Consider the following 21,289-nt stretch of genomic DNA (forward strand, 5'->3'; position numbering starts at 1 on the left):
GAGGCCAGAGCATTGGTCAAGGCCGTTCAGGCCATGCAGCAGTTATGTCTTGGGTGGAGGGCAGGCCATCCCGGTGTTCAGCGCTTGCTCAGGAACGCGCGGATCCGCTCGGCCGCCTCGATGCATTCGGTCAGCGGCGCGACCAGCGCCATGCGCACACGCCCGGCACCTGGGTTGACGCCATCCACTTCACGGGACAGGTACGAGCCCGGTACCACGGTCACGTGCTCGGCTTCGAACAGGTCGCGGGTGAAGGCGGCATCGTCGTTACCCGGTACCTTGGCCCACAGGTAGAAGCTGCCGTCGGGGCGCTGAACGTCCATCACCGGCTGCAGGATGTCGAGCACGGCATCGTACTTGGCGCGGTACTGGTCGCGGTTCTCGCGCACATGGGCCTCGTCCTGCCAGGCGGCGACGCTGGCCAGTTGGGTCTGCACCGGCATGGCGCAGCCGTGGTAGGTGCGGTACAGCAAGAACGGCTTGATGATGCTGGCATCGCCGGCGACGAAGCCCGAGCGCAGGCCTGGCAGGTTGGAGCGCTTGGACAGGCTGTGGAACACCACGCAGCGTTTGAAGTTACTGCGGCCAAGCTCGGCGCATGCGCTCAGCAGGCCGGGTGGCGGTGCGTCTTCGTCGAAGTACAGCTCGCTGTAGCACTCGTCGGCAGCGATCACGAAATCGTGCTCGTCGGCCAGGGCGATCAGCTTCTTCAGGGTGTCCATCGGCACCAGCGCACCGGTGGGGTTGCCCGGCGAGCACAGGAACAGGATCTGGCAGCGCTTCCACACATCGGCCGGCACGGCGTCGAAGTCGGGGTTGAAGCCATTGTCTTCCAGGCACGGCAGGTAATGTGGGGTGGCGCCGGCCAGCAGCGCCGCGCCTTCGTAGATCTGGTAGAACGGGTTGGGGCTGACCACCAGGCCGTCATCGGCACGGTTGACCACGGCCTGGGTGAAGGCGAACAGTGCCTCGCGGGTGCCGTTGACCGGCAGGATATGGCGGTCGGCATCGAGCCAGCCGGCCGGTACGCCGAAACGCCGCTCACACCACTGGCCAATGGCCTGGCGCAGGGCGGGCAGGCCGATGGTGCTTGGGTACACCGCCAGCTTGTCGAGGTTGTCGGCCATGGCTTGGGCGACGAATGCCGGCGATGCATGCTTCGGCTCACCGATCGACAGGGCGATGGCGCGTTTGTCCGCTGCCGGTTGTACGGTGCCCAGCAGGGCGCGCAGTTTCTCGAACGGGTAGGGCTGAAGCTGGGTCAAGGCATGGTTCATCGGCGCAAGGTCTCGTAATCGTCAAAAGGTCATGCGGGTAGGGCTGGCGTCGCTGGCCTGGCCGGCCTGCAGCTGCTGGACGATGGCTTCCTGCAGGCGGCTGCACAGCTGCGGGTCGGACAGCGGCTGGTTGTCGGCATCGGTGATGAAGAACACGTCTTCCACGCGTTCGCCCAGGGTGGCGATCTTGGCGTTCTGCAGCGACAGGTCGAACTCCAGGAAGATCCGCCCGATCCGTGCCAGCAGGCCGGGGCGGTCAGGGGCGGTGATCTCGAGGATGGTCACCGGGCGCTGGGCGTCGTTGAGGATGGTCACCTGGGGTGGAAAGTCGAAATGCTTGAGCTGGCGCGGCACCCGGCGCTGGATGATGGTCGGGTAGTCTTCAGGGTTGCGCAGGGCTTCGGTCAGGCCGTCGCGGATCTGTTTGACCCGCTGCGGGTTGTCGCCGATCGAGCCGCCGTCGTTGTCGAGCACGATGTAGGTGTCGAGGGTGAACTGGCTGCTCGAGGTGATGATGCGCGCGTCGTGGATGTTCAGGTTGAGCTGCGACATCGCGGCTACGGTCACGGCGAAGAAGTCGTGCTGGTCGGGGGCGTAGATGAAGATCTGCGTGCCGCCCTCGAACTCGCGCTGGGTGGTCTCCTTGATCAGCACCAGCGGGCCGCCATCGGCCGGCTGCTGAAGGATCGCGTCGGAATGCCAGGCCACGTCGGCGGCATTGTGCTTGAGGAAATAATCGTCGCCCAGCTGCGACCAGAGCTGCTCCACGTCGTCCGGATCGGTGCCTTCGCGCACCAGGATGTCCAGTGCTGCGGTTTGTGTCTGACGAATCTGCTCTTCGCGGTCCAGCGGGTTTTCCAGGCCGCGGCGCAGCGCGCGCTTGGTCTCGGTGTAGAGCTGGCGCAGCAGGCTGGCGCGCCAGGAGTTCCACAGGCTGGGGTTGGTGGCATTGATGTCGGCCACGGTCAGCACGTAGAGGTAGTCCAGGCGTGTCTCGTCGCCGACATGCAGGGCGAAATCGTTGATCACCTGTGGGTCTGAGAGGTCCTTGCGCTGGGCGGTGGTGGACATCACCAGGTGGTTCAGCACCAGCCAGACGATCAGGCGGCTGTCCCAGGCGGGTAGCTGGTGGCGTTCGCAGAACGCTTGCGCGTCGACGGCGCCCAGCTCGGAGTGGTCGCCCTGGCGGCCTTTGCCGATGTCATGGTAAAGCCCGGCCAGGTAGATCAGCTCGGGCTTGGGCAGGCGGCCCATGAGCTTGCTGGCCAGCGGGAATTTTTCCGACACCGGGGTGTACTGCAGTTTGCGCAGGTGCTTGATCAGGTTGAGGGTGTGCGCATCGACCGTATAGATGTGGAACAGGTCGTGCTGCATCTGTCCGACGATCAGGCCGAATTCCGGCAGGTAGCGGCCAAGAATGCCGTAACGGTTCATCCGGCGCAGGTTGCGGTGGATGCCGATCTCGCACTTGAACAGCTCGATGAACAGGCTGGTGTTGCGAATGTCGTGGCGGAACTTGTCGTCGATCAGGTGGCGGTGTTCGCGCAGCAGTCGCACGGTATCGGCGCGTACCCCCTTGATTTCGGGGTGCTGGGCCATCAGCACGAAGATCTCGAGCATGGCGAAGGGTGTACGGCGGAACACGTTGGGGCTTACAGCTTCTATATAGCCGTCGTGCAGGCGGAAGCGGGCATTGAGCGGTGTGGTGCTGCCACTGTCGTCATCGGCGAGGATCACTTCCTCGAAGTGCTGGATGATCAGGTCGCACAACTGGCTGATGCTCATCACCACCCGGTAGTACTGCTGCATGAACTGCTCGATGGCGCGCTTGGGGTTTTCGTCGCTGTAGCCCAACAACGTGGCGATGCTGCGCTGGTGGTCGAACAGCAGGCGATCTTCGGCGCGCCCGGCGAGCATGTGCAGGGCGTAGCGCACGCGCCAGAGGAAGGCCTGCGACGAGGCCAGCAATTCGTTCTCGCTCTCCAGCAGGAAGCCTTCGCCGGCCAGCGCGTGCAGGTTCAGGGTGCCGTACTGGCGGCGAGCCACCCACAGTACGGTCTGGATGTCGCGCAGCCCGCCTGGCCCACCTTTGACATTGGGCTCGAGGTTGTACTCGGTGTCGTTGTACTTGTGGTGGCGCGCCTTGAGTTCGGCGCGCTTGGCCAGGAAGAACTCCTTGCTCGGCCACATGTGCGCGGTGCTGGTGACTTCCAGCATGCGCTGGCGCAGCGACTCGGGGCCGGCAATGGTACGGCTTTCCATCAGGTTGGTGATGACCGTGAGGTCGGCCCGGGCCTGCTCGGCGCACTCGTCCACGGTGCGCACGCTCTGGCCGACCTCCAGGCCGATGTCCCACAGCAGGGTGAGGAAGCGTTCGATGGCGTCGCGGTACTGCTCATGCTCGGCGGCGTCGAGCAGGATCAGCAGGTCGATGTCCGACCAGGGGTGCAACTCGCCACGGCCGTAGCCGCCGACCGCCACCAGGGCGATGCCGTCCGATTGGCCCCAGGTGAACTGGTGCCAGGCTTGTTGCAGGATGTTGTCGACGAACCAGGCGCGGTCCTCGATCAGCCGGCGAATCTCGCGGCCTTCACGGAAACGCTTGTCGAGCACCTCGCCGGCCATGCGAATGGCTTTCTTGAAAGCGGCGATGGGGCTTGCCTTGAGGGCCAGTTCCGCCTGGAACTGGCCACGGTCGAACAGCTCGGGATCCACCTGGGGCATCGAGTCGCGTTCCTGTGTATGAATATCAGGCCGAGGTGCGCGGCAGGGTGTCGTCCTTGCGCAGGGTGAACACCTCGTAGCCGGTGGCGGTCACCACCAGGGTGTGTTCCCACTGGGCGGAGAGCTTGCGGTCCTTGGTGATGGCGGTCCAGCCGTCGCCCAGTACCTTGGTGTCGGCCTTGCCCTGGTTGATCATCGGCTCGATGGTGAAGGTCATGCCTTCCTTGAGTTCCATGCCGGTGCCAGCGCGCCCGTAGTGCAGGATCTGCGGCTCTTCGTGGAACACCTTGCCGATGCCGTGACCGCAGAACTCACGGACCACCGAGAAACCGTTCTTCTCGGCGTGTTTCTGGATCACTTCGCCGATATCGCCCAGGCGGCAGCCCGGCTTGACCAGCTCGATGGCCTTGTACAGGCACTCCTGAGTGACCTGCGACAGGCGCTCGGCCCAGGGGGCGACGGTGCCGACGTGGAACATGCGGCTGGTGTCGCCGTGGTAGCCGTCCTTGATCACGGTGACATCGATGTTGATGGTGTCACCGTCCTTGAGCGGCTTCTCGTTGGGGATGCCGTGGCACACCACATGGTTGATCGAGGTGCAGATCGACTTGGGGAAACCTTTGTAGTTGAGCGGCGCCGGGATCGCCTGCTGGACGTTGACGATGTAGTCATGGCACAGGCGGTCGAGCTCTTCGGTGGTGACACCGGGCTTGACGTGTGCTTCGATCATTTCCAGCACTTCGGCGGCCAGGCGGCCGGCAATGCGCATCTTCTCGATGTCTTCTGCAGTCTTGATGGTAACGGTCATGAACAGGCTCTCTACGGCACCGGGTGCGGCGCAAACAAACGGGAAAGGCCGGATTCTAACAGAGCGCGGTGGCGATCTGTCGGGATAAACCGGTAATTCCGGCGGTCTATTGAAGGCATTCTGGCCCCAAAGCGGGGCCGCTGCAAAAGCCGCTGACGGACGAAGCATCATGCGGGTTCCGTTCGTTCGTACTCTGTGGTATAAAATGCGCCGCTTTCGGGGGATGACCTCCGTAAGCTCAAACCCACACACGTGTCGACACGATGACCTGGGTGCCCCGAGTCCACGGATTCGCGGGTTGGTCATTGGGATGCGTGGAGGCCCAACCCGACTTATCAAGGAACTATCATGTCCCAAGTCAACATGCGCGATATGCTGAAGGCCGGTGTGCACTTCGGCCACCAGACCCGTTACTGGAACCCGAAAATGGGCAAGTACATTTTCGGCGCGCGCAACAAGATCCACATCATCAACCTGGAAAAAACCCTGCCGATGTTCAACGACGCTCTGTCGTTCGTCGAGCGCCTGGCCCAGGGCAAGAACAAGATCATGTTCGTCGGCACCAAGCGTTCCGCCGGCAAGATCGTCGCCGAGCAAGCTGCTCGTTGCGGTTCGCCATACGTTGACCACCGCTGGTTGGGCGGCATGCTGACCAACTACAAGACCATCCGTGCTTCGATCAAGCGTCTGCGCGACCTGGAAGTCCAGGCCGAAGATGGCACCTTCGCCAAGCTGACCAAGAAAGAAGCCCTGATGCGTTCGCGCGATCTGGAAAAACTGGACCGCAGCCTGGGTGGTATCAAGGACATGGGCGGTCTGCCTGACGCACTGTTCGTTATCGACGTTGATCACGAGCGCATCGCGATCACCGAAGCCAACAAGCTGGGCATCCCGGTTATCGGCGTTGTCGATACCAACAGCAGCCCAGAAGGCGTTGACTACGTCATTCCAGGTAACGACGACGCCATCCGCGCCATCGAGCTGTACATGACTTCGATGGCTGACGCCGTCATCCGCGGCCGCAACAACGTTGCTGGCGGCACCGAAGTCTACGTTGAAGAAGCGGCTGCACCTGCTGCTGAGTAATTGACGCTTAGCGTCTACTTGGCACGCAAAAAGGGGGCTAGGCCCCCTTTTTGCCACCTTGAAATCCTGCTGTCAGCAACGGCCCCGCATCATGGGCGCGCTGATGCATAAAGGCAGCGGATTTGCAGAATTTAACGCCCGTGAAGAGCGGGTGGAATGGTTGAAAAACTTTCCAAGAGGATTTTGAAATGGCAGCAATTACTGCAGCGCTGGTCAAAGAACTGCGCGAGCGTACCGGCGAAGGCATGATGGATTGCAAGAAGGCCCTGGAAAAGGCCGGCGGCGACATCGAAAAAGCCATCGACGACATGCGTGCTTCGGGCGCCATCAAGGCCGCCAAGAAAGCCGGCAACGTTGCCGCTGAAGGCGCTATCGCGGTCAAGACCGACGGTAAAGCCGCCGTTCTGCTGGAAGTGAACTCGCAGACCGACTTCCTGGCCCTGCAAGACGACTTCAAGAACTTCGTCGCTGAAAGCGTTGAAGAAGCCTTCGCTCAGAAGCTGACCGAAGCTGCTCCGCTGATCGCTTCCCGCGAAGCCGCTCGTGAAGCCCTGGTTGCCAAGTGCGGCGAGAACGTCAACATCCGTCGCCTGGTGCGCGTTGAGGGTGACGTTGTCGGTGCCTACCTGCACGGCAACAAGATCGGTGCTGTCGTTGTCCTGAAAGGCGGCGACGTCGAGCTGGCCAAGAACATCGCCATGCACGTTGCAGCTTCGAACCCAGAGTTCCTGGATGCGTCGGAAATTTCCGCCGAGGCCGTCGAGCGCGAGAAGAACGTCTTCCTGCAGCTGAACGCCGACAAGATCGCTGGCAAGCCAGAAAACATCGTTGAAAACATGGTCAACGGCCGCATTTCCAAGTTCAAAGCCGAAGCGTCGCTGAAAGAGCAGGCCTTCGTCATGAACCCGGAAGTCAAAGTCGGCGAGCTGGCCAAGAAAGCCGGTGCTGAAATCGTTTCCTTCACCTACTTCAAAGTAGGCGAAGGCATCGAGAAGCCAGTCGACAACTTCGCTGAAGAAGTTGCCGCTCAGCTGGCTGCTGCCAAGCAGTAAGACAGACTCGTCTGTCGCCCCAAAGAGGCTGCCCGCTCACGCGCGCAGCCTCTTTGTCAAAGCGGCAGCGGTTTACCCAACCGCTGCTCGCTGACGCAGAAGCTGCGTCACGCTGGAGTTACGCGCAGGCTGAAACAGCCCGCCAGAATTTTACAAACGCCGCAGGAGAGATTCGCAATGGCTCAGCAGGGCAGTGGTTATCAGGCTCGCTATAAACGCATTCTACTCAAACTGAGCGGCGAGGCCCTGATGGGCTCGGAAGAGTTCGGGATCGACCCCAAGGTCCTGGATCGCATGGCGCTGGAAGTCGGCCAGCTGGTCGGTATCGGTGTTCAGGTCGGTCTGGTGATCGGTGGTGGCAACCTGTTCCGTGGTGCGGCGCTCAGCGCAGCCGGCATGGACCGTGTCACCGGCGACCACATGGGCATGCTGGCAACCGTGATGAACGCCCTGGCCATGCGCGACGCGCTGGAGCGTGCGAACATCACCGCCATCGTCATGTCTGCCATCTCCATGGTCGGTGTGACCGATCACTATGATCGCCGCAAGGCCATGCGCCACCTGAACGCGAAAGAAGTCGTGATCTTCGCTGCCGGTACCGGCAACCCGTTCTTTACCACCGACTCTGCCGCTTGTCTGCGCGCCATCGAAATCGATGCCGACGTAGTATTGAAAGCAACCAAGGTCGATGGTGTATACACTGCAGATCCATTCAAAGACCCGCATGCCGAGAAGTTCGATCATCTGACCTACGATGAAGTGCTGGATCGCAAGCTGGGGGTAATGGACCTGACGGCAATCTGTCTGTGCCGCGACCACAAGATGCCGCTGCGTGTCTTCAACATGAATAAGCCTGGCGCCCTGCTGAACATCGTGCACGGCGGCGCTGAAGGAACCCTGATCGAGGAAGTTCAGAAATGATCAACGACATCAAGAAAGACGCCCAGGACCGCATGGGCAAGTCCATCGAGGCGCTGGCTCGCCACCTGGCTGCCATCCGCACCGGCCGTGCCCACCCAAGCATCCTGGACAGCGTCAAGGTTCCTGCCTGGGGTAGCGACATGCCGCTGAACCAGGTGGCCGCCATTACCGTCGAAGATGCCCGCACCCTGAAGATCGTCGCCCACGACAAGAACCTCAGCGCAGCCATCGAGAAGGCCATCCTGACCTCCGACCTGGGCCTGAACCCGTCCAGCGCCGGTACCACCATCCGTGTACCGATGCCGGCCCTGACCGAGGAAACCCGCAAGGGTTACACCAAGCAGGCCAGCGGCGTTGCCGAAGATGCCAAGGTTGCCGTGCGCAACGTGCGTCGCGATGCCCTTGCCGACTTGAAGAAGCTGACCAAGGACAAGGAAATCAGCGAAGACGAAGAGCGTCGCGCCGCTGAAGAAATCCAGAAGCTGACCGACAAGTTCGTCGCCGAAGTCGACGCCGCGTACAAAGCCAAGGAAAAGGACCTGTTGGCCGTCTAAGGCCGAGGTTTTTTAATGGAAAAGACCAAGCTGGCGGCACCGTCTTCGGTGCCGCGTCACGTCGCGATCATCATGGATGGCAACAATCGCTGGGCGAAGAAGCGCCTGTTGCCCGGCGTTGCCGGGCACAAGGCGGGTGTCGATGCCGTGCGTGCGGTCATCGAAGTCTGCGCCGAGTCCGGGGTTGAAGTACTGACTCTGTTCGCCTTCTCCAGCGAGAACTGGCAGCGCCCGGCCGAAGAGGTCGGGGCGTTGATGGAGTTGTTCTTCTCTGCGTTGCGCCGCGAGGCCAAGCGGCTGAATGACAACAACATCAGCCTGCGCATCATTGGTGACCGTTCGCGCTTCCACCCTGAGCTGCAAGCAGCGATGCGCGAGGCCGAGGCCGCCACTGTCGGCAGCAATCGGTTCATCCTGCAGATTGCCGCCAACTACGGTGGTCAGTGGGATATCGCCCAGGCGGCCCAACGCCTGGCGCGGGAAGTCCAGGCCGGTCATCTGCGCCCGGACGACATCACTCCCGAGCTGCTGCAGACGTGCCTGGCCACTGGTGACCTGCCGCTGCCCGACCTGTGCATCCGCACCGGCGGCGAGCGTCGTATCAGCAACTTCCTGCTGTGGCAGCTGGCCTATGCCGAGCTGTACTTCTCCGACCTGTTCTGGCCGGACTTCAAACACGAGGCCATGCGTAACGCACTGGCCGATTTCGCTTCGCGCCAGCGCCGCTTCGGTAAGACCAGCGAGCAGGTCGAAGCCGGAGCCCGTGCTTAATGCTTAAACAACGCATCATTACTGCGCTGATCCTGTTGCCGGTCGCGCTGGGTGGTTTCTTCCTGCTCAACGGTGGGGATTTCGCCTTGTTCATCGGCTTCGTGGTCACGCTGGGTGCCTGGGAGTGGGCGCGGTTGGCCGGGCTGGTGGCCCAGCCGCTGCGCATTGCCTATGCCGCGGTGGTCGCTGGCGCGCTGATGCTGCTCTATCTCATGCCCGACCTTGCGCCCTGGGTGCTGGGTGCCTCGGTGATCTGGTGGGCGCTGGCCACCTGGCTGGTGCTGACCTACCCGCGCAGCAACGAGTTGTGGACCAGTGCCGCCTGTCGTTTGCTGATCGGCCTGCTGATCCTGTTGCCGGCCTGGCAGGGGTTGGTGCTGCTCAAGCACTGGCCGCAGGGAAATTGGCTGATCCTGGCGGTCATGGTGCTGGTGTGGGCCGCCGATATCGGCGCCTACTTCTCGGGGCGTGCCTTCGGCAAGCGCAAGCTGGCGCCGCAAGTCAGCCCGGGCAAGAGCTGGGAAGGTGTCTACGGTGGGCTGGCAGTCAGCCTGCTGATCAGCCTGGGCGTCGCCCTGTACCGCGACTGGAGTGTTGGCCAGTTGCTGCTGGGCTTGCTGGGCGCAGTGGTGGTGGTCATGTCCTCGGTGGTCGGTGACCTGACCGAGAGCATGTTCAAGCGCCGCGAAGGGATCAAGGACAGCAGCAACCTGCTGCCCGGCCACGGTGGCGTGCTCGACCGTATCGACAGCCTGACCGCTGCCATTCCGATGTTCGCCGTGCTGCTGTGGGCCGCCGAGTGGGGTGTGCTGTGAGTACTGTGCAGCGCGTCACGGTACTGGGCGCCACCGGCTCCATCGGCCTGAGCACCCTGGATGTCATTGCCCGACACCCCGAGCGCTACCAGGTATTCGCGCTGACCGGCTACTCCCGGGTCGACGAGTTGCTGGCGCTGTGCGAGCGCCATCGTCCGGCGTTCGCCGTGGTGCCGAGCGCCGAAGCAGCCATCCGTCTGCGTGAGGGCCTGGCTGCTGCTGGCTGCGCCACCGAGGTGCTCGAGGGTGAGGCAGGGTTGTGCCAGGTCGCGTCCGCGCCGGAAGTGGATGCGGTGATGGCGGCCATCGTTGGCGCCGCAGGCTTGCGTCCAACCCTGGCGGCGGTCGAGGCGGGCAAGAAGGTGCTGCTGGCCAACAAGGAAGCGCTGGTGATGTCCGGCGCGCTGTTCATGGACGCCGTGCGTCGCAGTGGCGCCGTGCTGTTGCCGATCGACAGCGAGCACAATGCGATTTTCCAGTGCATGCCTGGCGACTACGCTCGCGGCCTGAGTGCGGTGGGGGTGCGGCGCATCCTGCTCACCGCCTCGGGCGGCCCGTTCCGCGAAATGCCTGCGGCGGCGCTGGTCGATGTCACGCCTGAACAAGCCTGTGCCCATCCCAACTGGTCCATGGGGCGCAAGATATCGGTCGACTCGGCCAGCATGATGAACAAGGGCCTGGAGCTGATCGAGGCCTGCTGGCTGTTCGATACAGCGCCTGCGACCGTGGAAGTGGTGGTGCACCCGCAAAGCGTGATCCACTCGCTGGTCGACTATGTCGATGGCTCGGTGCTCGCCCAGCTGGGCAACCCGGACATGCGTACTCCGATCGCCAACGCCCTGGCCTGGCCGGAGCGTATCGACTCGGGGGTTGCGCCACTGGACCTGTTCGCCATCGCCCGTCTGGATTTCCAGGCCCCCGACGAACAGCGCTTCCCTTGCCTGCGTCTGGCGCGTCAGGCTGCCGAGGCGGGCAATAGTGCGCCAGCGGTACTCAACGCCGCCAACGAAGTGGCGGTGGACGCGTTCCTGGCGCGGCGTATCCGCTTCCCGGAGATCGCGGGTATGATCGAGCAGGTGCTCGAACAGGAGCCTGTGGTGCCAGTTGCCACGCTCGATGCGGTGTTCGCCGCCGACCAGCGTGCGCGGGAGCTGTCCCGTGAGTGGCTGAGGCGCCACGGCCGCTGAGTGGCAGCACCGAACGTCTTGCGGAGATAGCACATGACTGCGCTGTACATGATTGTTGGCACTCTGGTGGCATTGGGTGTGCTGGTCACTTTTCACGAATTCGGTCACTTCTGGGTGGCGCGGCGCTGTGGCGTCAAGGTGCTGCGCTTCTCGGTAGGCTTCGGCACGCCGCTGTTGCGTTGGCATGATCGGCAGGGTACCGAGTTCGTGGTGGCAGCCATTCCCCTGGGTGGCTACGTCAAAATGCTCGATGAGCGCGAGGGCGAGGTCCCGCCAGCGCTGATCGAGCAGTCGTTCAACCGCAAGTCGGTACGCCAGCGCATCGCCATCGTTGCCGCCGGCCCCATCGCCAACTTCCTGCTCGCCATCCTGTTCTTCTGGGTCATCGCCATGCTCGGCACCCAGCAGGTGCGCCCGGTCATCGGTGCTGTCGAGTCGGGCAGCCTGGCGGCTGTCGCCGGTTTGAGCGCGGGTCAGGAAATTGTCTCGGTTGACGGTGAACCGACCAATGGCTGGTCGGCGGTCAATCTGCAACTGGTTCGTCGCCTCGGCGAGAGCGGCACCCTGCGCGTGGGCGTGCTCGATGAGGGCGCAACGGCCCCGCAGCAGCGCGATATCCAGCTGAACCATTGGCTCAAGGGCGTCGATGAGCCCGACCCGATCCAGTCGCTGGGCCTGCGCCCGTGGCGCCCGGCAGTGACGCCGGTGCTGGCCGAGATCGATCCCAAGGGCCCTGCCGCAGCGGCGGGGCTCAAGACCGGCGACAAGCTGTTGGCCCTTGATGGTGTGGCATTGGCTGACTGGCAGCAGGTGGTCGATGCCGTTCGCGCCCGCCCTGAACAAAAGGTCAATCTGCGCATCGAACGTGACGGCGCGCAGCTGGAGCTGCCGGTAACTCTGGCGCGCAAGGGCGAAGGCCAGGCAGCCGGTGGTTATCTGGGTGCCGGTGTGAAAGGCGCGCAATGGCCGCCGCAGATGCTCCGCGAAGTCAGCTACGGACCGCTTGAGGCCGTGGGCGAGGGCCTTTCGCGGACCTGGAGCATGAGTGTCCTGACCCTTGAATCGTTGAAGAAAATGCTGTTCGGGGAGCTCTCGGTAAAAAACTTGAGCGGACCGATAACCATTGCTAAAGTGGCGGGCGCTTCAGCCCAGTCGGGCGTTGGGGATTTCCTGAATTTCCTGGCCTACCTGAGCATAAGCCTGGGGGTTCTGAATTTGCTGCCTATTCCAGTACTGGATGGGGGGCATTTGCTGTTCTACCTGATCGAGTGGGCGCGCGGTCGTCCGCTCTCGGATCGGGTGCAGGGTTGGGGGGTCCAGATCGGTATCAGTTTGGTCATAGGGGTGATGTTGCTCGCCCTGATCAACGATCTGGGTCGACTATAAAAGCTTCGCTCAATCGCGAAACCTGCTGCCTCTTTGCGGCGGGTTGTTTATTGCCAGTTGGAATAAAAGGACTTCATGAAACGTCTGCTGCTAACTGCGGTCCTCTCCGCACTGATGATCGCTGAAGTTCACGCCGAGTCCTTCACCATCTCCGATATTCGTGTCAACGGCCTGCAGCGGGTTTCCGCCGGCAGCGTGTTCGGCGCCTTGCCGCTGAACGTCGGCGATCAGGTCGATGACCGCCGTCTGGTCGACTCCACCCGCTCGCTGTTCAAGACCGGTTTCTTCCAGGACATCCAGCTGAATCGCGACGGCAATGTCCTGATCATCAACGTGGTCGAGCGCCCGTCGGTCGCCAGCATCGAGATCGAAGGCAACAAGGCGATCAGCACCGAAGACCTGATGAAGGGCCTGAAACAGTCGGGCCTGGCCGAAGGCGAGATCTTCCAGCGCGCGACGCTCGAAGGCGTGCGTAACGAGCTGCAGCGCCAGTACGTGGCCCAGGGCCGCTATTCGGCCGAAGTCGACGCCGAAGTCGTGCCGCAGCCGCGCAACCGGGTCGGCCTGAAGATCAAGATCAACGAAGGCACCGTCGCTGCGATCCAGCACATCAACGTGGTCGGCAACACGGTGTTCGACGACGAAACCCTGGGCCAGCTGTTCGAGCTGAAAACCACCAACTGGCTGTCGTTCTTCAAGAACGACGACAAGTACGCCCGCGAGAAGCTGTCCGGTGACCTCGAGCGCCTGCGCTCCTACTACCTGGACCGCGGCTACATCAACATGGACATCGCGTCCACCCAGGTGTCCATCACCCCGGACAAGAAGCACGTCTACATTACCGTCAACATCAATGAAGGCGAGAAGTACACCGTCCGTGACGTGAAGCTCTCCGGCGACCTCAAGGTGCCGGAAGACCAGGTCAAGTCGCTGCTGCTGGTACAGCCCGGCCAGGTGTTCTCGCGCAAGGTGATGACCACCACTTCCGACCTCATTACCCGCCGCCTGGGTAACGAGGGCTACACCTTCGCCAACGTCAACGGCGTGCCACAGCCGAACGACCAGGATCACACCGTCGACATCATGTTCGTCGTCGATCCGGGCAAACGCGCCTACGTCAACCGCATCAACTACCGCGGCAACACCAAGACCGAAGACGAAGTGCTGCGTCGTGAAATGCGTCAGATGGAAGGTGGCTGGGCTTCGACCTACCTGATCGATCAGTCCAAGACCCGCCTCGAGCGCCTGGGCTTCTTCAAGGAAGTCAACGTCGAGACCCCGGCAGTGCCAGGCACCGACGACCAGGTCGACGTCAACTACAGCGTCGAAGAGCAGGCCTCCGGCTCGATCACCGCCAGCGTCGGTTTCGCCCAGAGTGCCGGTTTGATCCTCGGTGGTTCGATCAGCCAGACCAACTTCCTGGGTACCGGTAACAAGGTGTCCATCGGCCTGACCCGTTCGGAATACCAGACTCGCTACAACTTCGGCTTCGTTGACCCCTACTTCACTGCTGACGGCGTGAGCCTGGGCTACAACGCCTTCTACCGCAGCACCAACTACGACGACCTCGACGTCGACGTGGCCAGCTATGCGGTCGACAGCCTCGGCGCCGGTGTCAGCCTGGGTTACCCGATCAGCGAAACCTCGCGTCTGACCTACGGCCTGACTGTGCAGCAGGACAAGCTTAAAACCGGCCGTTACACCGTCGACGAGATCTTCGACTTCCTCAAAGAGGAGGGCGACAGCTTCCTGAACTTCAAGGCCTCGGTCGGCTGGTCCGAATCGACCCTCAACAAGGGCGTGCTGGCTACCCGTGGCCACTCGCAGAGCCTGACACTCGAAACTACCGTCCCAGGCAGCGACCTGTCGTTCTACAAGCTCGACTACCGCGGCCAGCTGTTCAAGCCGATCAACAACGACTACACCCTGCGCCTGCACACTGAACTGGGCTATGGTGATGGTTTCGGCGGTACCTCCGGCCTGCCGTTCTATGAAAACTACTACGCGGGTGGTTTCAACTCGGTACGTGGCTTCAAGGACAGCAGCCTCGGTCCGCGCAGTACCCCAAGTACCGGCAAGAACCCAGGCACCATCGCCGACCCGGACCAGGATCCGCTGCCGTTCGGTGGCAACGTACTGGTGCAGGGTGGTGTAGAACTGCTGTTCCCGCTGCCGTTCGTCAAGGATCAGCGCTCTCTGCGCACCTCGGTGTTCTGGGATGTGGGTAACGTGTTCGACACCAATTGCGGCTCCAAGCCGGATTGCGCCAAGGTCGGTTTCTCCGACATGGCCAGCTCCGTTGGTCTGGGTGTGACCTGGATCACCGCGCTGGGCCCGTTGAGCTTCAGCCTGGCGATGCCAATCAAGAAGCCGGACGACGCCGACACCCAGGTGTTCCAATTCTCTCTGGGCCAGACCTTCTAAGGTCAGCCCTTGCATAACGACAACGGTTTATCCAGGAGTGCATCGTGCGTAAGTTGACCCAACTGGCCCTCGTGGCTGCGGCGCTGGTCGCCACCCCGGCTTTCGCCGAAATGAAGGTTGCCGTGCTGAACTATCAGATGGCCCTGCTCGAGTCCGATGCGGCCAAGAAGTACGCCGTTGACGCCGAGAAGAAATTCGGCCCGCAACTGACCAAGCTCAAGGGCCTGGAAAGCAGCGCCAAAGGCATTCAGGACCGCCTGATCAAAGGCGGCGATAAAATGGCACAGCCTGAGCGTGAGCGTCTGGAACTCGAATTCAAGCAGAAGGCCCGTGACTTCCAGTTCCAGTCCAAGGAGCTGAACGAAGCCAAGGCCGTAGCCGACCGCGACATGCTCAAGCAGCTCAAGCCCAAGCTGGACGGTGCTGTCGAAGAAGTGATCAAGAAGGGTGGCTTTGACCTGGTGCTCGAGCGTGGCGCGGTCATCGATGTCAAACCGCAGTACGACATCACCCGCCAGGTCATCGAGCGCATGAACCAAGCCCGTTGATATGACCGTGACCATGACGCTCGGCCAGCTGGCCGAGGCCCTCGGGGCTGAGCTCAAAGGCCCCGAGGCGCTGCAGATCAGTGGGCTGGCCACCTTGCAGGAGGCCGGGCCCGGGCAACTGAGCTTCCTCGCCAACAAGCAGTACCGCAAGTACCTGGACAATGCCCAGGCAGGTGCGGTGCTGCTCAAGGCCGAGGATGCCGCAGCCTTTGCCGGCAACGCACTGATCGTGCCTGACCCGTACCTTGCCTATGCTCGTATTTCGCACCTGTTCGACCCTAAGCCCAAGGCTGTGGCGGGAATTCATCCCAGCGCCGTGGTAGCCGAGGACGCACAGGTGGATGCCAGCGCCAGCATCGGTCCCTTCGCGGTGATCGAAGCTGGCGTGCGTATTGGCGCGAACGTCACGGTCGGCGCGCACTGCTTCATTGGTGCCCGTTGCGTCATCGGTGAAGGTGGCTGGCTTGCGCCGCGCGTCACGCTGTATCACGACGTGACCATCGGCAAGCGTGTGGTCATCCAGTCTGGCGCCGTGATCGGTGGTGAGGGCTTCGGTTTCGCCAACGAGAAGGGCGTGTGGCAGAAGATCGCCCAGATCGGTGGCGTGACGCTGGGCGATGACGTGGAGATCGGCGTGAACACCGCCGTCGACCGCGGTGCGCTGTCGGATACCCTTATCGGCAATGGCGTCAAGCTCGACAACCAGATCCAGATCGCCCACAACGTGCAGGTCGGTGACCACACGGCGATGGCGGCCTGCGTCGGTATTTCCGGCAGCACCAAGATCGGCAAGCATTGCATGATTGCGGGTGGCGTCGGCATGGTCGGGCATATCGAGGTGTGCGACAACGTATTCGTTTCCGGCATGACCATGGTTACCCGTTCGATCACCGAGCCAGGCGGCTATTCTTCTGGCACGGCCATGCAACCACTGGCCGAATGGCGCAAGAGTGCCGCGCGGATTCGCCAGTTGGATGAGACGGCCAAGCGCCTGCAGCAGCTGGAAAAACGTGTCGATACAGTGACCTCAGGTGGCCAGCCGACATCAGAAGGCTAATACCGCCTTCTGAGCAAGCGTGCACAATCGCTAGCTGGCTCCTCTTTGGATCTGCAAAAGGAGCGTGTGGTCAGCACCTGCGCTCCCTATTCTTATTACAGGCTTCCCCCCGAAATGATGGACATCAACGAGATTCGCGAATACCTGCCTCACCGTTACCCGTTCCTGCTGGTGGACCGGGTGACGGATCTGGATTTCGAGGCCCAGAGCATTCGTGCCTACAAGAATGTCAGCATCAACGAGCCGTTCTTCAACGGCCATTTCCCGGCGCACCCGATCATGCCGGGCGTGCTGATCATCGAGGCGATGGCCCAGGCGGCCGGAATTCTCGGTTTCAAGATGCTCGATGCCAAACCGGCTGATGGCACCCTGTACTACTTCGTCGGTTCCGACAAGCTGCGTTTCCGCCAGCCTGTGCTGCCGGGCGATCAGCTGGTGCTGGAAGCCAAATTCATCAGCCGCAAGCGCATGATCTGGAAGTTCGAATGCCGTGCACTGGTTGATGGCAAGGCCGTCTGCTCGGCAGAAATCACTTGCGCGGAACAGTCCCTATGAATTCGATTGATCCTCGGGCGATCATCGACCCTTCGGCCAAGCTGGCCGAAGGCGTCGAGGTCGGCCCTTGGTCGATCGTAGGCCCTGATGTGGAAATCGGCGAGGGTACCGTTATCGGCCCTCATGTGGTGCTCAAGGGCCCGACCCGCATTGGCAAACACAACCGTATCTACCAGTTCAGTTCCATCGGTGAAGACACCCCGGACCTGAAGTACAAGGGTGAACTCACCCGCCTGGTGATCGGCGATCACAATGTGATTCGCGAGGGTGTCACCATCCATCGCGGTACCGTGCAGGACCGTTCGGAGACCACCCTGGGCGACCACAACCTGATCATGGCCTACGCGCACATCGGCCACGACAGCGTGATCGGCAACCACTGCATCCTGGTCAACAACACAGCGCTGGCTGGCCATGTGCATGTGGGTGACTGGGCGATCCTGTCCGGCTATACGCTGGTGCACCAGTATTGCCATATCGGTGCCCACGCCTTCTCCGGCATGGGGACGGCGATCGGCAAGGATGTCCCGGCTTTCGTCACGGTATTCGGCAGCCCGGCCGAAGCACGCAGCATGAACTTCGAAGGCTTGCGCCGTCGCGGTTTCAGCGACGAAGTGCTGCATGCCCTGCGCCGTGCCTACAAGGTGGTCTATCGCCAGGGGCTGACCGTCGAGGAAGCACTGAAGGAACTCGAGGAATTGGCCAGCCAGTTCCCTGAAGTCGAAGTGTTCCGCAAATCGATCGTCGATTCCGCCCGCGGCATCACCCGCTGATATGGCCCAACTCTGTGTTGCGTTGGTCGCGGGTGAGGCCAGCGGCGATATCCTTGGCTCCGGCCTGATGCGCGCCATCAAGGCCCGCCATCCCGATGTGCGTTTCATCGGCGTGGGCGGGCCCTTGATGGAAGCCGAAGGCATGACCTCCTACTTCCCCATGGAGCGCCTGGCGGTGATGGGCCTGGTGGAAGTGCTGGGGCGCCTGCGTGAGCTGCTCAAACGGCGCAAGCTGCTGATCCAGACGCTGATCGACGAAAAGCCCGACGTTTTCATCGGCATCGACGCGCCGGACTTCACCCTCAACATCGAACTCAAGTTGCGTCAGGCCGGGATCAAGACCGTGCACTACGTCAGCCCCTCGGTATGGGCGTGGCGGCAGAAGCGCGTGTTGAAGATTCGCGAAGGCTGCGACCTGATGCTGACCCTGCTGCCGTTCGAGGCGCGCTTCTATGAAGAGCAGGGCGTGCCGGTGCGGTTCGTCGGCCACCCGTTGGCTGACACCATACCGCTAGAGGCTGATCGCAGCGGAGCCCGCAGCGAACTCGGGCTGGCCGCCGGGCCAGTGGTGGCACTGATGCCAGGTAGCCGTGGCGGCGAAGTAGGGCGCCTGGGTGCACTGTTCCTGGATGCTGCCCAGCGTCTGGTCGAGCTGGTGCCGGGTGTACGCTTCGTGCTGCCCTGCGCGAATGCCGCGCGGCGTGCCCAACTCGAGCAGATGCTCGCAGGGCGCGAGCTGCCGTTGACCCTGCTGGACGGCCAGTCGCACACAGCTCTGGCGGCGTGCGATGCGGTACTGATCGCCTCCGGTACCGCCACGCTGGAGGCGATGCTGTACAAGCGGCCGATGGTGGTGGCCTATCGCCTGGCGCCGCTGACGTACTGGATCCTCAAACGCATGGTCAAGAGCCCCTACGTGTCGCTGCCCAACCTGCTGGCCCAGCGCCTGCTGGTGCCGGAGCTGCTGCAGGATGCCGCCACCAGCGAAGCCCTGGCCCAGACCCTGGCACCGCTGGTCAAGGATGGCTCGCAGCAGACCGAAAGTTTCGACCAGATCCACCGTACCCTGCGCCGTGACGCCTCCAATCAGGCGGCTGGCGCGGTGCTTGCCTTGTTGAAGGATCACTGACATGCAGATGGGACTGGATTTCAACCTGGTCGAGGACCTGGTCGCCGGTGTCGATGAGGTCGGCCGCGGCCCGCTGTGCGGCGCGGTCGTTACTGCGGCGGTGATTCTCGATCCTCAGCGCCCGATCCTTGGCCTGAACGACTCGAAGAAGCTCACCGAAGCCAAGCGCGAGGCGTTATTCGACGAGATCTGCGAGAAAGCCCTGAGCTTCTGCATCGCCCGCGCCGAGGTCGAGGAAATCGACCGCCTGAACATCCTGCAAGCCACCATGCTGGCCATGCAGCGCGCGGTCGAGGGGTTGCACGTCACGCCCAAACTGGCGCTGATCGACGGCAACCGCTGCCCGAAACTGTCGGTGCCGGCGGCGCCGGTGGTCAAGGGGGACTCCCAGGTGCCGGCCATTGCCGCCGCGTCGATCCTGGCCAAGGTGACCCGTGACCGCGAAATGAGCGCGTTCGAACTGATCTACCCGGGCTACGGGATCGGCGGGCACAAGGGCTACCCGACGCCGGTGCACCTGGAGGCGCTGGCACGGCTTGGGCCGACGCCGATTCACCGGCGTTCGTTCGCGCCGGTGCGGGCGGCGTGGGAGGCCCGTGAGGGGCATCCGAACGCTCTGATCTGACAGCTTTCATCATTCATCGCGGGGCAAGCCCGCTCCCACGCAGTGTGTCGCCGTCCCTGCAATCTCCACACAATCTCCACATTCCCTCCCTGAGGGCTCCACGCAGCGGGCAGACACTGGCCCCATCGCACACGGAGCCTCACCCATGAACAAGACCCTCGGATTCAAGCTCGGTACCATCGCCGTGCTGATCCTGCTGTTGCTCATCCCGCTATTCATGATTGGCGGCCTCATCGACGAACGGCAGAGCCTGCGTGACGATGTGTTGCGCGATATCGCCCGCAGTTCCAGCTTCGAGCAGCAGATCAGCGGCCCGATGGTGGTGGTGCCCTACCGTAAGTACGAACGCCGCTGGATCGAAAAGGACGGCCAGAGCGTTCAGGAAACCTACACTCTCAATGGCAACCTGTACTTCCTGCCGGAAACCATGGATGCCGACATCGGCGTGGAGACCGAGCTGCGCGCCCGTGGCATCTACCAGGCCCGGCTGTTCCACGCCAAGGGCAGCATCAAGGGCCGTTTCAAGCTGCCCGAGCGCTGGGGCATCGACAAGGACTACGATGACTACCGCTTCGACAAGCCGTACCTGGTGGTGGGCATCAGCGATATCCGCGGCATCGAGAGCGGCCTGGAGCTGAAGTTCGACGACCAGCAACTGGCCTTCGAGGCCGGCACCGGGTTGGACTGGATGCGCGCCGGGGTGCATGTGCCGCTGCCGCAGCTCGATGGCCAGCAGGCACGGGCCTTCGACTACGGCTTTGACATCGCCCTGCAGGGCACCGGCCAGCTGCATGTGTTGCCGGTGGGCCGCAGCAGCAGCGTGGCCATGCGCGCCAACTGGCCGCACCCCAGTTTCATCGGCAGCTACCTGCCGACTCGTCGCGATATCGACGACACAGGCTTCACCGCCCACTGGCAGACCTCGTTCTTTGCCACCAACCTGGAAGACGCTCTCGACCAGTGCGTCAGCCCGCAGTCATGCAACGTGTTCCTGGGCACCACCTTTGGCGTGAGCTTCGTCGATCCGGTCGACCAGTACCTCAAGAGCGAGCGGGCGATCAAATATGCGCTGCTGTTCATTGCCCTGACCTTCGCCGGCTTCTTCCTGTTCGAGGTGCTCAAGGGCCTGAGCGTGCACCCGGTGCAGTACATCCTGGTAGGCGTGGCGCTGGCATTCTTCTACCTGCTGTTGCTGTCGCTGTCGGAGCACCTGGGGTTTGGCCTGGCCTATGGGCTGTCGGCGTCGGGGTGTGTGCTGCTGATCGGCTTCTACCTGGCGCATGTACTGCGCAGCCTGGGGCGCGGGGTGGGCTTTGCGGCGGGGCTGGCGGCGTTGTACGGCATGCTTTATGGGCTGCTCAGCGCTGAAGATTACGCGCTGCTTATGGGCTCGCTACTGTGCTTTGGTTTGCTGGGGGTGTTCATGGTGCTGACCCGTCGGTTGGACTGGTCGCGGGTGGGGAGGTTGGGATGAGGGAGGATAGAGAGGTTGGGCGGTGGTTGGCCCTTAAAATTGGAATGTTGTTTCCTGTAACACCGAGGTGAGGCCTTCGCGGGTAAACCCGCTCCCACAGGTACGGCACCGATCCTGTGGGAG

At 62.5% G+C, this 21,289-nt stretch carries 19 protein-coding genes; 16 read left to right on the forward strand and 3 right to left on the reverse strand.

The window, feature by feature from the left end:
• Nucleotides 1-77: 77 nt before the first annotated feature.
• The 3 genes from dapC to map are packed head-to-tail and all read right to left on the reverse strand — an operon-like array spanning nt 78 to nt 4,809.
• Nucleotides 78-1,277, reverse strand: a complete 1,200-nt coding sequence (gene dapC, locus ABE459_RS01910) for a succinyldiaminopimelate transaminase (RefSeq protein ID WP_323830226.1) — start codon at nt 1,275-1,277, stop codon at nt 78-80.
• A 21-nt stretch (nt 1,278-1,298) separates the two neighbouring features.
• The gene (locus ABE459_RS01915) at nt 1,299-4,001 is read right to left on the reverse strand and encodes a [protein-PII] uridylyltransferase (protein ID WP_323830225.1); all 2,703 of its coding nucleotides are present in this window, start codon (nt 3,999-4,001) and stop codon (nt 1,299-1,301) included.
• Between the two features lie 25 nt (nt 4,002-4,026).
• The gene (map, locus tag ABE459_RS01920) at nt 4,027-4,809 is read right to left on the reverse strand and encodes a type I methionyl aminopeptidase (RefSeq protein WP_110992424.1); all 783 of its coding nucleotides are present in this window, start codon (nt 4,807-4,809) and stop codon (nt 4,027-4,029) included.
• Nucleotides 4,810-5,157: 348 nt separating this feature from the next.
• On the opposite strand from map, the gene rpsB reads away from it, so the two are divergent.
• The 16 genes from rpsB to creD all read left to right on the forward strand — a co-directional run bounded on the left by rpsB (nt 5,158) and on the right by creD (nt 21,166).
• Nucleotides 5,158-5,895: a 30S ribosomal protein S2 gene (gene rpsB / locus ABE459_RS01925; protein ID WP_110992423.1), complete on the forward strand. Its 738-nt coding sequence runs from the start codon at nt 5,158-5,160 to the stop codon at nt 5,893-5,895.
• Nucleotides 5,896-6,083: 188 nt separating this feature from the next.
• Nucleotides 6,084-6,947, forward strand: a complete 864-nt coding sequence (tsf, locus tag ABE459_RS01930; RefSeq protein WP_125465216.1) for a translation elongation factor Ts — start codon at nt 6,084-6,086, stop codon at nt 6,945-6,947.
• 177 nt (nt 6,948-7,124) lie between these two features.
• Nucleotides 7,125-7,868 carry a UMP kinase gene (gene pyrH / locus ABE459_RS01935; protein ID WP_016392310.1) on the forward strand — a complete coding sequence of 248 codons (744 nt, stop codon included), beginning with the start codon at nt 7,125-7,127 and terminating at the stop codon, nt 7,866-7,868.
• Nucleotides 7,865-8,422, forward strand: coding sequence for a ribosome recycling factor (frr, locus tag ABE459_RS01940; protein ID WP_323830224.1), 558 nt, complete (start codon nt 7,865-7,867; stop codon nt 8,420-8,422). The genes pyrH and frr overlap by 4 nt, the downstream gene beginning before the upstream one ends.
• 15 nt (nt 8,423-8,437) lie before the next feature.
• Nucleotides 8,438-9,193, forward strand: coding sequence for a polyprenyl diphosphate synthase (uppS, locus tag ABE459_RS01945; protein WP_125465214.1), 756 nt, complete (start codon nt 8,438-8,440; stop codon nt 9,191-9,193).
• Nucleotides 9,193-10,008, forward strand: a complete 816-nt coding sequence (locus tag ABE459_RS01950) for a phosphatidate cytidylyltransferase (protein WP_125465213.1) — start codon at nt 9,193-9,195, stop codon at nt 10,006-10,008. The genes uppS and ABE459_RS01950 overlap by 1 nt, the downstream gene beginning before the upstream one ends.
• Nucleotides 10,005-11,195 carry a 1-deoxy-D-xylulose-5-phosphate reductoisomerase gene (gene ispC, locus ABE459_RS01955; protein ID WP_323830223.1) on the forward strand — a complete coding sequence of 397 codons (1,191 nt, stop codon included), beginning with the start codon at nt 10,005-10,007 and terminating at the stop codon, nt 11,193-11,195. The genes ABE459_RS01950 and ispC overlap by 4 nt, the downstream gene beginning before the upstream one ends.
• A gap of 33 nt (nt 11,196-11,228) precedes the next feature.
• Nucleotides 11,229-12,581 carry a sigma E protease regulator RseP gene (gene rseP / locus ABE459_RS01960; RefSeq protein ID WP_258704954.1) on the forward strand — a complete coding sequence of 451 codons (1,353 nt, stop codon included), beginning with the start codon at nt 11,229-11,231 and terminating at the stop codon, nt 12,579-12,581.
• Nucleotides 12,582-12,656: 75 nt separating this feature from the next.
• Complete coding sequence (gene bamA, locus ABE459_RS01965; protein WP_125859898.1) at nt 12,657-15,005, forward strand: outer membrane protein assembly factor BamA; 2,349 nt, start codon at nt 12,657-12,659, stop codon at nt 15,003-15,005.
• A gap of 44 nt (nt 15,006-15,049) precedes the next feature.
• Complete coding sequence (locus tag ABE459_RS01970) at nt 15,050-15,553, forward strand: OmpH family outer membrane protein (RefSeq protein WP_110992415.1); 504 nt, start codon at nt 15,050-15,052, stop codon at nt 15,551-15,553.
• Between the two features lies 1 nt (nt 15,554).
• Nucleotides 15,555-16,610, forward strand: a complete 1,056-nt coding sequence (gene lpxD, locus ABE459_RS01975; RefSeq protein WP_125465209.1) for a UDP-3-O-(3-hydroxymyristoyl)glucosamine N-acyltransferase — start codon at nt 15,555-15,557, stop codon at nt 16,608-16,610.
• 114 nt (nt 16,611-16,724) lie between these two features.
• A complete protein-coding gene (gene fabZ / locus ABE459_RS01980) occupies nt 16,725-17,165 on the forward strand; it encodes a 3-hydroxyacyl-ACP dehydratase FabZ (protein WP_125465208.1) in 441 nt (146 codons plus the stop codon).
• The gene (gene lpxA / locus ABE459_RS01985; protein ID WP_125465207.1) at nt 17,162-17,938 is read left to right on the forward strand and encodes an acyl-ACP--UDP-N-acetylglucosamine O-acyltransferase; all 777 of its coding nucleotides are present in this window, start codon (nt 17,162-17,164) and stop codon (nt 17,936-17,938) included. Before fabZ ends, lpxA begins: the two co-directional genes overlap by 4 nt.
• Before the next feature lies 1 nt (nt 17,939).
• Nucleotides 17,940-19,067, forward strand: a complete 1,128-nt coding sequence (gene lpxB, locus ABE459_RS01990) for a lipid-A-disaccharide synthase (protein ID WP_323830222.1) — start codon at nt 17,940-17,942, stop codon at nt 19,065-19,067.
• Nucleotide 19,068: 1 nt separating this feature from the next.
• Entirely contained in the window at nt 19,069-19,692 is a 624-nt protein-coding gene (gene rnhB / locus ABE459_RS01995) for a ribonuclease HII (protein WP_346647906.1), read from the forward strand.
• A gap of 145 nt (nt 19,693-19,837) precedes the next feature.
• Nucleotides 19,838-21,166 (forward strand): cell envelope integrity protein CreD, encoded by a 1,329-nt coding sequence (creD, locus tag ABE459_RS02000; RefSeq protein ID WP_322359818.1) that lies wholly within the window; start codon nt 19,838-19,840, stop codon nt 21,164-21,166.
• Nucleotides 21,167-21,289: the final 123 nt, after the last annotated feature.

The sequence above is a fragment of the Pseudomonas sp. TWI923 genome (assembly GCF_039673365.1).
Lineage (GTDB): Bacteria > Pseudomonadota > Gammaproteobacteria > Pseudomonadales > Pseudomonadaceae > Aquipseudomonas > Aquipseudomonas sichuanensis.

Coding starts and splice junctions, on each gene's coding strand:
- creD (WP_322359818.1), top strand. CDS start 19,838: ATGAACAAGACCCTCGGATTCAAGCTCGGTACCATCGCCGTGCTGATC.
- map (WP_110992424.1), bottom strand. CDS start 4,809: ATGACCGTTACCATCAAGACTGCAGAAGACATCGAGAAGATGCGCATT.
- lpxA (WP_125465207.1), top strand. CDS start 17,162: ATGAATTCGATTGATCCTCGGGCGATCATCGACCCTTCGGCCAAGCTG.
- frr (WP_323830224.1), top strand. CDS start 7,865: ATGATCAACGACATCAAGAAAGACGCCCAGGACCGCATGGGCAAGTCC.
- rpsB (WP_110992423.1), top strand. CDS start 5,158: ATGTCCCAAGTCAACATGCGCGATATGCTGAAGGCCGGTGTGCACTTC.
- uppS (WP_125465214.1), top strand. CDS start 8,438: ATGGAAAAGACCAAGCTGGCGGCACCGTCTTCGGTGCCGCGTCACGTC.
- pyrH (WP_016392310.1), top strand. CDS start 7,125: ATGGCTCAGCAGGGCAGTGGTTATCAGGCTCGCTATAAACGCATTCTA.
- lpxD (WP_125465209.1), top strand. CDS start 15,555: ATGACCGTGACCATGACGCTCGGCCAGCTGGCCGAGGCCCTCGGGGCT.
- fabZ (WP_125465208.1), top strand. CDS start 16,725: ATGATGGACATCAACGAGATTCGCGAATACCTGCCTCACCGTTACCCG.
- lpxB (WP_323830222.1), top strand. CDS start 17,940: ATGGCCCAACTCTGTGTTGCGTTGGTCGCGGGTGAGGCCAGCGGCGAT.
- dapC (WP_323830226.1), bottom strand. CDS start 1,277: ATGAACCATGCCTTGACCCAGCTTCAGCCCTACCCGTTCGAGAAACTG.
- rseP (WP_258704954.1), top strand. CDS start 11,229: ATGACTGCGCTGTACATGATTGTTGGCACTCTGGTGGCATTGGGTGTG.
- ABE459_RS01950 (WP_125465213.1), top strand. CDS start 9,193: ATGCTTAAACAACGCATCATTACTGCGCTGATCCTGTTGCCGGTCGCG.
- ABE459_RS01915 (WP_323830225.1), bottom strand. CDS start 4,001: ATGCCCCAGGTGGATCCCGAGCTGTTCGACCGTGGCCAGTTCCAGGCG.
- rnhB (WP_346647906.1), top strand. CDS start 19,069: ATGCAGATGGGACTGGATTTCAACCTGGTCGAGGACCTGGTCGCCGGT.
- tsf (WP_125465216.1), top strand. CDS start 6,084: ATGGCAGCAATTACTGCAGCGCTGGTCAAAGAACTGCGCGAGCGTACC.
- bamA (WP_125859898.1), top strand. CDS start 12,657: ATGAAACGTCTGCTGCTAACTGCGGTCCTCTCCGCACTGATGATCGCT.